Source organism: Ruegeria sp. AD91A (assembly GCF_003443535.1).
Lineage (GTDB): Bacteria > Pseudomonadota > Alphaproteobacteria > Rhodobacterales > Rhodobacteraceae > Ruegeria.
In genome coordinates this window covers 2,823,267-2,838,258 of record NZ_CP031946.1, presented here as the reverse complement: position 1 = coordinate 2,838,258, position 14,992 = coordinate 2,823,267, and the positions used below count along the sequence as shown (strand labels likewise).

General features: G+C 56.4%; 12 protein-coding genes. 6 read left to right on the top strand and 6 right to left on the bottom strand.

The window, feature by feature from the left end; translation table 11 throughout:
- Positions 1 to 9: 9 nt before the first annotated feature.
- Positions 10 to 1,173 (top strand): hypothetical protein, encoded by a 1,164-nt coding sequence (locus D1823_RS14245; protein ID WP_117871103.1) that lies wholly within the window; start codon positions 10 to 12, stop codon positions 1,171 to 1,173.
- Here D1823_RS14245 and D1823_RS14240 read toward each other — a convergent pair.
- Both D1823_RS14240 and D1823_RS14230 read right to left on the bottom strand, forming a co-directional pair.
- Positions 1,170 to 4,694 carry a flavoprotein gene (locus D1823_RS14240; protein WP_117871101.1) on the bottom strand — a complete coding sequence of 1,175 codons (3,525 nt, stop codon included), beginning with the start codon at positions 4,692 to 4,694 and terminating at the stop codon, positions 1,170 to 1,172. The two genes, D1823_RS14245 and D1823_RS14240, sit on opposite strands and share 4 nt — an antisense overlap.
- A gap of 390 nt (positions 4,695 to 5,084) precedes the next feature.
- The gene (locus tag D1823_RS14230) at positions 5,085 to 6,662 is read right to left on the bottom strand and encodes a DUF5928 domain-containing protein (protein WP_117871097.1); all 1,578 of its coding nucleotides are present in this window, start codon (positions 6,660 to 6,662) and stop codon (positions 5,085 to 5,087) included.
- Positions 6,663 to 6,805: 143 nt separating this feature from the next.
- On the opposite strand from D1823_RS14230, the gene D1823_RS14225 reads away from it, so the two are divergent.
- Complete coding sequence (locus D1823_RS14225) at positions 6,806 to 7,624, top strand: sulfotransferase family protein (protein ID WP_117872908.1); 819 nt, start codon at positions 6,806 to 6,808, stop codon at positions 7,622 to 7,624.
- 199 nt (positions 7,625 to 7,823) lie between these two features.
- Here D1823_RS14225 and ilvD read toward each other — a convergent pair whose 3' ends face one another.
- Positions 7,824 to 9,656, bottom strand: a complete 1,833-nt coding sequence (ilvD, locus tag D1823_RS14220) for a dihydroxy-acid dehydratase (protein WP_117871095.1) — start codon at positions 9,654 to 9,656, stop codon at positions 7,824 to 7,826.
- 107 nt (positions 9,657 to 9,763) lie between these two features.
- Here ilvD and D1823_RS14215 point away from each other — a divergent pair, with 107 nt between their 5' ends.
- The 4 genes from D1823_RS14215 to D1823_RS14200 all read left to right on the top strand — a co-directional run bounded on the left by D1823_RS14215 (position 9,764) and on the right by D1823_RS14200 (position 12,725).
- Entirely contained in the window at positions 9,764 to 10,327 is a 564-nt protein-coding gene (locus D1823_RS14215) for a helix-turn-helix domain-containing protein (protein WP_117871093.1), read from the top strand.
- Positions 10,324 to 10,593, top strand: coding sequence for a hypothetical protein (locus D1823_RS14210; protein WP_117871091.1), 270 nt, complete (start codon positions 10,324 to 10,326; stop codon positions 10,591 to 10,593). Before D1823_RS14215 ends, D1823_RS14210 begins: the two co-directional genes overlap by 4 nt.
- A 93-nt stretch (positions 10,594 to 10,686) precedes the next feature.
- Entirely contained in the window at positions 10,687 to 11,541 is an 855-nt protein-coding gene (gene sseA / locus D1823_RS14205) for a 3-mercaptopyruvate sulfurtransferase (RefSeq protein ID WP_117871089.1), read from the top strand.
- On the top strand, positions 11,541 to 12,725 hold the full coding sequence (locus D1823_RS14200; protein WP_117871087.1) for an amino acid aminotransferase: 1,185 nt from the start codon (positions 11,541 to 11,543) through the stop codon (positions 12,723 to 12,725). Before sseA ends, D1823_RS14200 begins: the two co-directional genes overlap by 1 nt.
- Positions 12,726 to 12,747: 22 nt before the next feature.
- On the opposite strand, the gene D1823_RS14195 is transcribed toward D1823_RS14200, so the two are convergent.
- The 3 genes from D1823_RS14195 to D1823_RS14185 form a co-directional block, all read right to left on the bottom strand.
- A complete protein-coding gene (locus D1823_RS14195; RefSeq protein ID WP_205511852.1) occupies positions 12,748 to 13,116 on the bottom strand; it encodes a hypothetical protein in 369 nt (122 codons plus the stop codon).
- Positions 13,117 to 13,220: 104 nt separating this feature from the next.
- A complete protein-coding gene (locus tag D1823_RS14190; protein ID WP_117871085.1) occupies positions 13,221 to 14,543 on the bottom strand; it encodes an ammonium transporter in 1,323 nt (440 codons plus the stop codon).
- 34 nt (positions 14,544 to 14,577) lie between these two features.
- Positions 14,578 to 14,916: a P-II family nitrogen regulator gene (locus D1823_RS14185; protein ID WP_117871083.1), complete on the bottom strand. Its 339-nt coding sequence runs from the start codon at positions 14,914 to 14,916 to the stop codon at positions 14,578 to 14,580.
- Positions 14,917 to 14,992 lie beyond the last annotated feature (76 nt).

Sequence of the window (14,992 nt, the reverse complement as noted above, 5' to 3'; positions counted from 1 at the left end):
GGTGGCTGAATGAGCGTCGAAAGAAAGGTGTGGCTTATCTCGGGTTTGCTGACCTTTGGGTTGGCCGCTTTGTTGCTCAAGCTTTGGATCGAACTGAACCATTTCGAAGGAGACCCGACACAACTGCCTGATCAGGCTGCGGTAGATGCATATCTGTGCAAGCTGGACGTTGCACCGGACTACCGTTTGAGAACGGGGATTTTCATAAAGTCTTTCAGCTTTCTTGGCGCCAGCGATATACAGCTTACCGGCTATATCTGGCAGCACTACAAAGCAGGTGAACATGATGCGATCATTCCTGCCGAAGGTGAGGCTGGGTTTCTTCTGCCCGAAGCGGTCGATACGGCAAACGGCCTTATCGAACAGGCCTACCGGTTGCCGCAACCCGACGGCGTTTTGATTGGTTGGTATTTCGAACAAACTCTGCGCCAGAGCTTCGACTACACCAATTACCCCTTCGATCACAAAACGGTTTGGGTACGGTTCTGGCCGGCCTCTTTTGAGGTCAATGTCGCGCTGGTGCCCGACTTTGAGGCTTATCCGGCGACCGGACCGGATGACATCTTTGGGATCGACAACCGGATCGTGATGGGCACGTGGGAGCGTGAAAACACCTATTTCGATTACAAGCTGTCAAATCTGGATGCGACGCTGGGCATACGACAGAACGCATACCAAACCAACGCGCCCGAGTTGCATTATAACTTCGTTATCAAGCGCAATTTCGCAAACGCGTTCATCGTTCACATGATTCCATTGCTTGTTGTGGTGATGCTGCTGTTCGGTGCGGTCATGACCGTCACGCGCCGCGAGGGTCTGGTGGAGCGACATGACTTCAGCACGTCCAGCGTGATCGGCACCTGTTCGGTTCTGTTCTTCGTGATCCTGCTGGCCCATGTGCAGCTGCGCGAAGGATTTGCAGGCTCACCTGTGATCTACATGGAGTCGTTCTTTTTCCTTATGTATTTCTTGCTGCTGGCGGTTTCGATCAATACCTACCTTTTCGCCTCAGAGGCGGTGCCGTCGCTGCGGATCATCCACTATCGGGACAACCTGATTCCAAAGGCCAGTTTCTGGCCTTTCGTGCTGCTGTGCATGGTGGCGATCACGGCCTATAATCTCAGCATCAAGAACAGTTCCGAACCGCCACCGATCAGCACGCAAGAATGCTAGACCACGGGTTCAAACCCGGGTTTGGGTTCGCCCTGCGCCATATCCAGCGTGTAGTCGCTTACCACTTCAGATGTGCCCTCGCGCCAGCTTTTCAGGTACTTTTCCGGATCCGCGATCACATAGGCGTAGGCAGGTTTCATTACACCCTCGACGACGACGTTGATCTTCTTGCGGACATAGACATTCTGGGGTGAGCCGGGGCCGTGATATCCCTCCAGCCTGTCCAGTTCGCTGAGGCCGGATTCGGTGACACGGTAGACTTCTCCACCCACTTGCTTGCCCATCCCCTGCTGATCCACAAGCGTTGCCATGCGATGCAGATACCCACAGTTGGGATTGTCGCAGAATGGTTCCTTCGGGATGATCAGGGGCATCGGTTGCCGGGTGCGCGCCATTCCCACGAAGTCGTTCAGAACTTTGCTGTGTGCGTCATGATTGGGGAACCCCTTCTTCAGGGACCCATAGGTGAAATACAGGTAAGAGGGTTCTTTGACGGCCACGAAGCTTTCGTCACGCCCCTGTTCAGGGTCTGCCATCTTCAGGTTGTGATCTTGCGCCCAAGCGTCCAGCATGGTTCGGATTTCGGGTTCGATCTGCATGCCCTGAACGAATTCGATGCACGAGGTCGCATCCATGTCATCAGCACCCAGCAGAATCTCGACCATCTTCGGCGCCTTGTTCATCACCGCCACATGCAATGCCGTGAACCCGTGATCGTTGACAATGTTGACGTCGATATCACGATCGATCAGGTCCTGAGCAGCTTCATAATCCGGCTTGCCCAGATCATGGCCGCTTTCGTTCAGCTCACCTTCACCACCGGCTGCATAGTGCAGCAGGGAATCGCCATGGGCTTCGTCCACGATGTTGACGCCGACGATCTCTTCGTCGATGGCGCGGAACACGCGTTTCCATTCGTTGATGTCATCGGCGGCGGCAGCTTCGCGTGCCCATTTGCAGACGCGATATTTTTGATCGTCCAACTCCTCGAAGGCGTCCGCCAAAGCTTCCATGACCTGGTCCGGAGTTGCCATCATGCCGATACCCATCCGGCCGTTAGACAGGCGACCTTCGCGCGGCCCGATGAAGTCGACACCCAGCGCTTTCAGCTTGTCGACATTGTTCTGCGTGGTGATGTTGTTCCACATGTTCGTGTTGCAGGCGGGGCAAAGGATCACCGGTTTCTTCTGATACTGCCACGCCACAAAGACCGAGGTCAGAAGGTTGTCGGCAATACCGTTGGCCACTTTGCCCATCGTGTTGCAGGTGATGGGCGCCACGATGACGCAATCGGCCCAGTCGCACAGCGCCAGATGCGATGCCCGCACCGGCATGTCAAATTTCAAGTAGCGGAAATTCCACTCATCATCGTCGCGATAATAGTCATGATGGGTGATCTTGGCGTCGATCCGCTCGGCCCCGAAATCGCGAAAGAACTTCTCGGCCGAGACGGAGGGGATCAGTTTCACGTTATGCCCTGCATCGACGATGCGTTCGACGAGTTCCGGGATTTTGTCTGCCGCCGACGACCCGCAGGCGCACAACAATACGTTTCGCTTGCCGGCGTTGACCTGATTCATAACTCCTTTGGGATAGCCGAACGGGTTCTTTTCAAGGCTAGGGGTCTCATTCAGCTCTGATACAGGCAACCCTTCCGTGCGCATTTTAGCCTGCAATTCACCGGCCCTGATCATGTCCACAATGTCTTCCAGCTCATCGCTTTTGCTGATGCACCCGCCTTTGAAAAACAAATATGGCGGATCTGGTCTTTCTCCGAGTGTCACCAATTGCCGCCGCATCCTGATCATATTGGGATCGCGTCCACCCACATCGATCTGCTTGACGGTTGTTGCCCCGATATTCGAAAGAACGCTGCGCAGCATGTAGGACCAGGGGTCCTCATCTTCGTAGAACAGAACCATCTTATTGTGCTTGATGATACTGGCAACATCGCTTGGGTCTTCGGGCGGGTCGATCTCTTCGATCATCACCAATGCGGGGTCTTCCAGATCGCGCAACCCGCGGAAGATGTTGCCGCGCGGTGCCTGCCAGACCTGCGATGTCGCAGGGCTCATGTCGACTATGGTGACAACGTCCTGGTCCTCGTCATAAGCAATGCAAAGACACCAGAACTCTTCCAGCAGGGCGGTTTCCCGGTACACGTTGTCCGGCGGGCGGATCGCTTCGATCCCGGTGACGCGATTGAAATCGATATTGATCATCAGGTGACGATCTTTGTTGGTGTTCAGGCTTTTCAAGAGTGCCTTGAACCAGTCTTGCGGGGTTTGGATCGATGTATCGTTACGGGTTTCAAAGCTTTGAAACGAACTGCTCAGATGCACGTTCTCGGACTGGCTAAGGTATTTTTGCGCCATGTCATGCATGTCTTCGGCAGTGGCGACCCGGCTGACGGCATCCGTAAACGATGCCTTTGTCGCCCGCAGCAGCTCGTCCTCGTCCACTCTGTTGTCGCCGTGAATGGCGAGGCTTTCCGCCAACACACCCAATGAGTTCATATTGGGCGTGGCCCGGCGGAACAGGTTGCGGCGTTTCTTGGGATCTTTTGCCAGGTAACGCGTGCTGTCGACGTAATTGCACCGCTGCTTGAACGTCTTCAGATGCGTCTTGACCGCTGCCCTTGCCGAAAACCGCAATAGGCCGCGGGACCGCATCGAGGTTCCGTCTCGATCTGACATGGCTTGCCACAACCGCTCCACGGTTGTTACCCAAAGCTTGCCGTATTTTTCAGGATGCACATCCATCATATGCACCAGCCCCGTGCTTGGGTTGCACTTGGCGATGACGGCAAAGTGGCCGCCGGGCATATTCTCTTTGCCATGGGCGACACCGACCTGGAAATTCGCCACCAGAATGTCGTTGTCACCGCCCAGGCGGTTGGATTCGTCGATCGCCTCAAGCAACAGCGGCACACTGGTTGTGTCTTCGTCCATGAAATAGGCCTGAACCTGAACCCTCTCGCGAAGCCCTTGTGTGTGGATGTAAGTGCAGGCGACGTCAAAAAGCTCGCCCAGCGAGATTCCATCGTTCACGACAAATGACGAAGGCAATGCGCATTCGCGGAAGATGTCATTCACTTCGCAGCTGAACCCCAGCGCCGACATGCTGAGGGCGGCCGCGGTGACACTGCAACAATTGATGGGCTGTTGAAAATTATGCAACTGAACGCTGACCAGATCACCAAACATCGTTGCAAAACAGGGTTGCCGGATGCTTTCTGGTATCTGAAGCCAGTTCTTGCTGGACAGGTACGCCAGCCGGGTTCCGTCCAGCGCAAGCGCTTCCAGGCTGACGGGGATATCCGAGATCTGCAGGTGTTCTTCATAGAAGTAATCGCCGACATCCGCACTGGCCAATGGATTTCCGTTCTGGCGCAACTGAACCACGCCGCGCAGCACGATATACATGCCGTTCGCTGGCAGAACCGTGTTTCCGGTCACCTCGATGCACTCGAAATGCGGGTTGATGACGGCTGGGTTCCCCGGAAGGACATCATATATCACCTTCCAGTCTGCGTCATTTGGGATGTATGATCTTGATTTTGAAATTTGATCTATGGGCACAACTGTTTCCCCCCGGAGTTGCGTTTCAATACTTCAATCTTCGATCAGCCAGTTTTTCTGGTTCTTCGAAGCTCAGATACCGGCCATTCAGAATAAAAGACCTGTCTGCTTTCCGTGCTTTTCCTGGCAAGGGCCGTATTGCTGACGGAAAAAGTTTGAACAAAATGGCCCAATTGGCTGCACAGTATCTGATTTTTGAATAAAAATCACGAGTGCAGTTACAGGGGCTGAGGGTGCCTTGCGTGGCGGAACAATTGCCATCCGAGATATGGAATGCACGGGCCAACGGTGCCTGCTCGCAGGCAGCAATCAATGAATGGCTTTTTTGGTTTAGTCGAGGAAAAGGTAGTCCAACCGCATAATGGCCTGGGCTGTTTTTTCGTCGACCCCAAGAAACTTGGCAATAACCGCTTCATTGTCGGCGCGCGGTGCCGTTTCCCGCAGGCGCAGGTAATTGCCCAGCCGAGCGGCACGGATCTGTTCGGATTCGTAGCTCAGATCGTTGCGAAGAGTCGGCAGCAGAGATGCAACGGTTTCCGTTGGACTGTTGTCTCCGGCAAGCCCGACGCGACGCGCGTGGCCGATCAGATATTCGTCCGAGTATTCGCATTCGATCTCAAGCACATGGGTTTTGGCCTGGTCGCTGCAAAAATCCTCAAGTGCGTCCAGATTGGCTGGGTCTAGGCACAGCGCCATCTGATTTGACCCGAAACTGTCGAACAACAGGCCCAGAACGGCGCGCCGGTGACGGGAACGCTTGGCCAAGGTGGATTCGATCCCGCCCAATTCCGGCAGCAAAGTATGTTCTTCGTTGAACAGGTATTCAACACAGGGGATGTCCGTTTCCGACGCGATCTGGTCGACAAGACGTTTGGCGACATGCCACTTCTTGCAGACGATCACAAACAGTTCTCGTTCAGGGCCGAGCGTACTTCCAGCCTCCCAAAAGCGTTGTCCGAACCGGCGGCCGATGCGCCCTCGACCGGTAAGAAACGCATACAGATTGCGCCCCTCGTTCGAGACAGGGAAATCAACACCCTCGCTCGCATACAGCGAGCCGAGACGGTCTTTCAGCTCAAGTGCCTCTGCGCTGATCTTGCGCGCGAACAGATAGTCCTGGCCCAGCAACATGTCATAATGGTCGTTGTAGAACGTGACCGGCATTCCATAGTCCGAGAACATCAGGAATGTCAGCGTTCGGTTTTCAATCTCGCTTTTCGGGATCAGGTGGCGCACCAGGGTCTGAAAGAAGGTTTCATCAGGTATCCACGTGGTCGAGAAAAACCGTATCACATCCCGGCGCTGACGCAGGAAATCCAGAATCATTTCGACTGTTCTGCGACGCAGGCACCACCATTGGCTGCCGATCATCATCTGAATGTCCTGGGGGATGTCCCGTGTCAGACCAAGGCGCTTTTGCATTTCATAGGCCGCATAAAACAGCTTGGACTGCGTACGCTCGTTGAAGTAGTGGCGATAGATCAGCCTGTCTTCCTTCATGCCGGTCTTGATCCAGTTGCTGGCAAAAAAGTCGTGGCTTTCAATGAAATCCTTGTCGTGCTCATCCAGAAAACGGTGAGTGTATTCTGCCGTTTTGATCGCCATGCAGTCACCGGACAGCATGTAGAAATGAGTGGCGCGGGGGAAAGTTTCGACGGCGGCTTGCAGGGCGTTCAGCGTGGCCCGCACCAGAGACCATTCGCCCCAGCCGCATTTGACGCGCTTTTTCGCAAAGGTCACATTGGGGTTCTGATCCAGCGCGGACCGAATGCGTTCATATGCTTTGGTGCTGGCGCTGGCGTCAAAATGGATGGCCATGCAATCGCCAGCTGCAGTCAGTTGTTCGGCCTGAGCAATGATGGCCTCGGGGTCCTTGTGACACAGCAATATATAGGCGACTTTTGCCATAGAGATAACGCAATATCCGTTTCTGCCTGATTTCAACCGTGATACTGAGGATGAACGATTGAATAAACAGAATAATTTTGGTTCTTTGTTACCAAAAGCTGGTGTATCGGATCGAGACCAGGCCAGCGAAGGAGGCGCAGCAGATGGGGTTTCCCGGTACCTGGATGACCGAGAGCGAAAGCATGGTGTACCGTGTGGTGCCCAAATGTGCCTGCTCGACCATTGGTCAGATCATGTATTATTCGGACCATGGTCAGTTTTTCGATGGTGATATCCATGACGCCAAGGACGGCATGCATAAATGGGCGTTTGATCAGAGTCAGGGCCTGATATCGAACAATGTGCGCAATCACGCGTCGTATTCTTTTACTTGCGTGCGCAATCCTTATACCCGCATCCTAAGCTCATTCTTTGACAAGATCTGCGGCATTCAGCGCAACGGTAAGCGATACCGCGGCAATCTGGTTCCGACGCTGATCTACAACTATGGGATCGAAGTGGGCGGTGACGACGGCAAAGGAGAGTTTGACCAGATCGCCAGCTTCCGCCGGTTTCTGTTGTTTGCGCGCGATACGATCCGGTGGCGGCGTCCGATGGACCCGGACATTCACTGGTCTGCGATGTCAGGCCACGTGTCTACTTTCATCGTGAACGGCGGTCATTATGACCGGATTTTCTGGACCGAAGCGTTCAACGACGGGATGCAGTATGTTCTGGACAATGTCGAGCTGAAGCACTCGGTTACATTGTCCGAGATCCCACGGTTCAATGAATCAGAAGGCCACGGACCAAAACGTGCGCATCCGGTCGAGGATTACTTCGACGATCTGTCGATGCATCTGGTCTATGAGATGTACAAGCAGGATTTCGAGCTGTTCAAATACGACTTCGAAAACCCGGCCAACAAGATGCCGATCGGCGAAATTGATCTGAACGAAATTCACGCCAAGTTGGGCGACTGACGGTAGGGCGCTTCCGCCCATCGTCGATATTTCTTGCGAAACATCTCCTCTGGTTGGGCCCGGCGCCGCGCATTGCGCGGCGCCGGGCCCAAAGCCAAATGCTGCCTCAGCGAAGCTGATGGTGCGATTTGGGAGCGGGAGTTCCTGTGGGCGGCCGATTTACCGGTCTGCTGAGTCAGCAAACCGGTCCCGCAGATGTTCAGACTTGACGTACTGCCCCTTTCGCCGCGCTGGTCGTCAGCTTGGCGTAGGCCTTGAGCGCAGTGGACACCTTGCGTTTGCGCGGCGCGGCAGGCTCCCAACCCTTTGCGTCCTGTTCCTTGCGACGCTCTGCCAGCTCTTCATCCGAAACCGCCAGATGAATGGTGCGGTTGGGGATGTCGATCTCGATCGTGTCACCGTTCTGCACCAGACCAATCTCACCGCCTTCGGCCGCCTCGGGTGATACATGTCCGATCGACAGACCGGATGTGCCGCCCGAGAAACGACCATCGGTCAGCAGGGCGCAGGCTTTACCCAGTCCTTTAGACTTCAGATATGACGTCGGATACAGCATTTCCTGCATCCCCGGGCCGCCGCGCGGGCCTTCATAGCGGATCACCACCACGTCGCCTTCTTTCACCTTGCCGGTGAGAATGTCGTTGACTGCCTGATCCTGGCTTTCGCACACGTAAGCCGAGCCAGTAAATTTCAGGATATTTGCGTCTACGCCAGCAGTTTTCACGATACAGCCGTCGCGGGCAATATTACCGAACAGAACGGCCAGACCGCCATCCTGACTGAACGCGTGTTCTTTCGAACGGATCACGCCACCTTCGCGGTCGGTGTCCAGTTCCTTGTACCGGTTGGACTGGCTGAACGCTTGTGTGGTACGCACACCACCAGGGGCGGCTTTGAACAGTTCTTGTGCCTTAGGGTTATTGGCGACCTTGATGTCCCAGTTGGCAATTGCCTCGCCCATCGTTGCCGAATGTACCGTGTTGCATTCTTCGTGCAGCAGGCTTGCGCGGCTGAGCTCTCCGAGAATCGAGAAGATACCACCGGCGCGGTGGACGTCTTCCATGTGCACGTTTTCGGTGTTGGGCGCGACTTTGCAAAGGCAGGGAACACGGCGGCTCAGGCGGTCCATGTCGGTCATGGTGAAATCAACCTCACCCTCATGGGCGATCGCCAGCAGATGCAGAACCGTGTTGGTCGACCCTCCCATGGCGATGTCGAGGCTCATGGCGTTTTCGAACGCGTCAAAGGTGGCGATCTCGCGCGGCAAGAAACCCTTTTCGTCCAGATCGTAATGGCGCTTGGTGATCTCAACGATCCGGCGGCCTGCCTCCAGGAAAAGCTCTTTGCGGTCGGCATGTGTAGCAAGTGTCGAGCCGTTACCCGGCAGGGCCAGACCCAGCGCTTCGGCCAGGCAGTTCATCGAGTTCGCGGTGAACATGCCCGAACAGGACCCGCAGGTCGGACAGGCATTCTCTTCGATGTGCTGAACCTGTTCGTCCGTGAACTTGTCGTCTGCCGCGGCCACCATCGCATCGACGAGGTCGATTTTTTTGGCATCCAGATCAGCGATATCGATCTTGCCGGCCTCCATGGGCCCGCCCGAGACAAAAATGGCCGGGATGTTCAGGCGCATAGCAGCCATCAGCATACCGGGGGTGATCTTGTCGCAATTCGAAATGCAGACCATCGCATCCGCGCAATGCGCGTTGACCATGTATTCGACCGAGTCCGCAATGACTTCGCGGGAAGGAAGCGAATACAGCATGCCGTCATGGCCCATTGCGATGCCGTCATCAACCGCGATCGTGTTGAACTCTTTTGCAACACCACCAGCGGCTTCAACCTCGCGCGCAACCATCTGGCCCAGATCCTTCAGGTGAACATGACCGGGCACGAACTGGGTGAACGAGTTGACGATGGCAATGATCGGTTTGCCAAAATCATCGTCACCCATGCCTGTGGCACGCCAAAGGCCGCGTGCGCCGGCCATGTTGCGGCCATGGGTTGAGGTTCTGGATCGGTACAATGGCATAATGCTGTTTCCCTATTGCCTCGGGTTGCATGTCTTGGGGTTCGTGCGTTATAGCGCACGTATCACATGTGCGCTATAACGCACAAGAGGATTCGAAAGACGACACGATGGCAATGGACGACATTACGCTGAAGTTACGGGATGTACGCGCGGCATCAGGGCTGAGCCTGTCCAAGGTGGCGGAAATGACCGGTGTCAGCAAAGCCATGCTGGGTCAGATCGAACGGGGCGAATCCAGCCCGACGATTGCCACGCTCTGGAAGATCGCCAAAGGGTTCCAGGTGCCCTTGAGCGCGTTGATCGACACAATTCAGGGCGACCCATCGGTCTTTCAAACCGTGACTTTCCCCGGCAGTATCGAGGTCAAGATCGTCTTCCCCTTCGATCCTGCATTGGGGGCCGAAACCTTTCACGTGAGTCTTAATCCAAACCAGAGTCACGAGTCGCCCGCGCATGCTGCCGGGGTGACCGAGGAAGTGTTTGTCCTTAGCGGCACTTTGGAAATTCTGCGTGATGGGGAATGGGTTTCCTTGCAGGCAGGGCAGGGTCTGCGGTTTGCGGCAGATGTGCCGCACGGATACCGTGCCGGTGTGCACGGCGCTGCATTTCTGAACATGCATCATTACGCCCAAGACACAGAGTTTCCTGAAAACGGCAGGGACCCTACATGACCGCATTTTTCGACAGCCTGACCATCGTGGACGCCATCGGCTCGTTCGGAGCACTGATCGTGGTGGCCGCGTATTTCGCGACGCAGATGCGAATGATGAATTCGGATGATCTGGCTTTTCCGGTGATCAACCTGCTGGGATCCGTCCTGATCGTCTATTCCCTGCTGCAGAATTTCAATCTGGCCTCGATGCTGATCGAGGGTTTCTGGATCGTGATCAGTATCATCGGCATCATTCAGCACGTCCGCCTGCGCCGGGTGCGATAAATCCAGCGGTTAACAGGCGCTAGCGCTATCCAGTCTTGAACCCCCAAGCTGCCGGGTATAGGGAAATCCCAAGCTCGCTTTGGGGAGGCTTTGATGCAGGACGATCCAAAAACCCTCGTATCTACCGAATGGCTGGCCGCGCATATGAAGGACCCGGATCTGCGGATTCTGGACGGGTCGTGGTACTTGCCCGCACAAAATCGTGATGCAAAGGCCGAATATGATGCAGGCCACATCCCCGGTGCGAGGTTCTTTGATATTGATGAGATATCAGATCACCGTTCCGACTTGCCGCACATGGCGCCTCCGGTCGAGAAATTCATGTCGCGCCTGCGGGCGATGGGTGTGGGCGATGGTCATCAGGTCGTGGTTTATGATGGCGCTGGGCTGATGTCGGCTGCACGCGTCTGGTGGCTGTTCCGTCTGATGGGGCAGGAAAACATCGCGGTTCTGGATGGTGGGTTCCCCAAATGGCAGGCGGAAGGGCGCGAGGTTGAAGATCTGCCGCCGGTCATCCGTGATCGTCACATGACCGTTCGGGTACAAAACCAGCTTGTCCGGGACGTCACGCAAGTGTCCGCCGCCGCCAAGCTTGGTGATCATGAGATTATCGACGCCCGCTCTGCCGGCCGGTTTGCCGGGGCCGAAGCCGAGCCGCGCGAGGGTCTGCGTTCGGGCCATATTCCGGGCTCACGCAATGTCCCCTTTGGCCAGTTGCTGAACGCCAAAGGCACCATGAAGTCGCCGGAAGAGTGCCGCGCCATATTCGAGGCTGCGGGCGTCGATCTGTCGAAACCGGCGATCACCTCGTGCGGGTCTGGCGTGACTGCCGCGATCCTGAGCCTTGCGCTGGAGCGCATGGGTAAGAAAGACCACTCGCTTTATGACGGCTCATGGGCTGAATGGGGTGCCTTCCCGACCCTGCCCGTCGCAACCGGAGAGACCTGATGTTCGAGAACCTGAAACCGCAGCCTGCCGACAAGATCCTGGCGCTGATGCAGATGTACCGCGAAGACCCGCGCGATCAGAAGATCGACCTGGGTGTTGGCGTTTATAAAAACGCAGAGGGCATTACCCCGGTCATGCGCGCCGTCAAAGCGGCCGAGCGGCGCATCTGGGAAGAGCAGGACACCAAGGCTTATACCGGGCTGGCCGGCGACCCGGCCTATGCGGATGCGATGATCGGGTTAATCCTCGGCACGTCGGTTAAGCGCGGCAATATCGCAGCTGTGGCGACACCGGGCGGCACCGGCGCCTGCCGTCAGGCGTTCGAGATGATCCGCATGGCCAACCCGTCAGCCCGCGTGTTTGTGTCGAACCCGACATGGCCGAACCACCTGTCGATCCTGAACTATCTGGGGATCGAGACGGTTCAATACCGCTATTTCGATGGTGACACACGTGGCGTCGATTTCGACGGCATGATCGAAGACCTGAAGACCGCCAAGGCGGGTGACGTGGTTCTGCTGCACGGTTGCTGCCACAACCCGACCGGTGCCAACCTCAACATCGTTCAATGGCAGGAAGTCGTGAACCTGATCAACGCACTTGGCCTCGTAGCGATGATCGACATCGCCTATCAGGGCTTCGGCGACGGTCTGGAAGAGGATGCGCAAGCAACACGTCTGGTCGCATCTTCGGTCAAGGAATGCCTCATAGCGGCGTCGTGTTCGAAGAATTTCGGCGTGTACCGCGAACGCACTGGTTTGCTGATGGCCATCAGCGCCGATGCCGGGCAGACCGCATTGAACCAAGGGACGCTGTCATTCCTGAACCGCCAAAACTATTCGTTTCCACCTGACCACGGCGCACGTGTTGTGACGACCATTCTGATGGATGAAGCGTTGCGCGCAGACTGGGCCATCGAGTTGGAAGAGGTTCGCCTGTCCATGCTGGATTTGCGTCAGCAATTGGCCGACGAGCTGCAGCGTCTGAGCGGCTCGGACCGCTTTGGTTTCATCGCCCAACACCGTGGCATGTTCTCACGCTTGGGGGCGGCACAGGAACTGGTCGAGAAACTGCGTGTCGATCACGGCATCTATATGGTCGGCGACAGCCGCCTGAACATCGCCGGTCTGAACGCGACCACCGTGCCGATCCTGGCCAAGGCGATTGTCGACGTCGGGGTTTGACCGGACAACCGTCACGTCTGGTTCAGCCCGGGCGTGGCGGAGTTTTGACGAACTGCATATCCCCGTCCGCCACGGCGAATGGGTTTCCACCTGCGGTTATCACGGCCCGATCTTTCATCGCGCGAAAGTCGAATATGGCGTTTAGCACGACATCAGTTCTGCCCTGATACTCTCGCGGGTGGTAGATACATATGCCGACCTGTTCATCAAGGCGGCGATATGTGTAATCCGCCTCGCCTACCAGCATGCCGTTCGCGGTGACATAGCAGGTGTTTTCGGTTTCGTAACTGACCGTGTGTGTCGATAAGTCTTCGAAATCGCCATGTCCGGAGTGGTGGACCCCAGTCCATTTCAGGCTTGTGCCAACAAGTGTGTGCGGTGCGTTCGGCATTGCACTCCCCCCTATTTTGACACGCAGATTCTAACCCAAAAACGACTGCCGCACAAAAAACGGCCCCAGCACAGGGCTAGGGCCGCTTTTATTATTCAACGATCTCAACCTTTCGAGAACTCGGGATACGCTTCCATCCCCAACTCACCCATGTCGAGCCCGTTGATCTCTTCTTCCTCACCGACCCGCAGGCCGACTGTTGCCTTGAGGACCGAGAACAGGATGAAGCTGACGACGAAGACGAAGATCCCAATGGCAGCGAAGCCAATGATCTGGGTCACGAAGGACGCGTCACCGTTGGTCCATGCCACGATGAAGGTACCCCAGAAGCCTGCGATCAGGTGAACCGGAATCGCACCGACCACGTCGTCGATCTTCATGCGGTCCAGCATCGGAACGGTCAGGACAACGATCACACCACCGATTGCACCAATGATCAGCGCCTGAAACAGCGACGGCGCCAAGGGTTCAGCGGTGATTGACACCAGACCGGCCAGCGCGCCGTTCAGAACCATGGTCAGGTCAACCTTGCCGTACATCACCTGCGTCAGGATCAAGGCGGCGACGGCACCGGCGGCAGCGGCCATGTTGGTGTTGGCGAAGATACGGCTGATATCGGCCATGTCACCGATGGTTCCCATTGCCAGCTGCGAGCCGCCGTTGAAACCGAACCAACCCAACCACAGGATGAACGTCCCCAAGGTTGCCAGCGCCAGGTTCGAACCGGGGATCGGAACAACCTTGCCGTCCTTGTTGTACTTGCCGATGCGCGGGCCAAGTACGATGGCACCGGCCAGCGCTGCAAAGCCACCTGCGGCGTGCACCAGGGTCGAGCCTGCGAAATCGCTGAAGCCCATCTCGGACAACCAGCCGCCACCCCACTGCCAGGACGCTTCGATCGGGTAGATGATTCCTGTCAGGACAATCACGAAGAAGAAGAAGGGCCACAGTTTGACGCGCTCGGCCATGGTGCCCGATACGATGGACGCGGTGGTGGCGCAGAACATCAGTTGGAAAAAGAAGTCTGAACCTACGGAAGCATAATCCAGCGCGGTTTCGGTGTCGGCCAAACCAACCGGCTCGAGCGACGTTGGCGAGAACGCACCCAGGATGCCGGTGATGGTCCACCCATCGCCCGGATACATCAGGTTAAATCCCACCAGCCAGTACATGATGGCCGCAAAGGAAAACAGGCCAATGTTCTTGACCAGCTGCATGGCCACGTTTTTCGAACGCACCAGACCGGCCTCGAGCATGGCAAAGCCCGCGGCCATCCAGAATACGAGAAAACCGCCGACCAGAAACAGCAGTGAGGTCAGGATGTATTGCGTGTGCTGTGCGGCCTCGCCTGCGGCCTCTTGCGCAAGGCCCATCTGCGGCAGCGCGACAATCGCGGCGGCAGGGATGAGAGATTTCATCAGGTTCATGTGTCTTCCTCGAATGAGTGTGAGTGGGCGCGCTTTACAGCGCGTCCTCGTTGGTTTCCCCGGTCCGCACGCGCAGCGCCTGCTCGACATCGAGGACGAAAATCTTGCCGTCACCGATTTTGCCGGTTTTGGCTGTTTTGGTGATAGTCTCGACGATCTGGTCGGCCATTGTCGCGGGCACCACGATCTCGAGCTTGATCTTGGGTACGAAATTCACAGCATATTCGGCCCCCCGATAGATTTCGGTGTGACCGGATTGCGAGCCGAAGCCCTTGATCTCGGTTACCATCATGCCGCGCACGCCGGCCTCGGTCAGTGCCTCGCGCACCTCCTCCAGCTTGAACGGCTTGATTGTCGCAATGATCAGTTTCACGTCTTTCCCCTCTGGTTCTCCGGCGGAACCGGTTTGTTTGCACCTGCAGAAAATGCGCGACTGAGCGTGGGAAGAA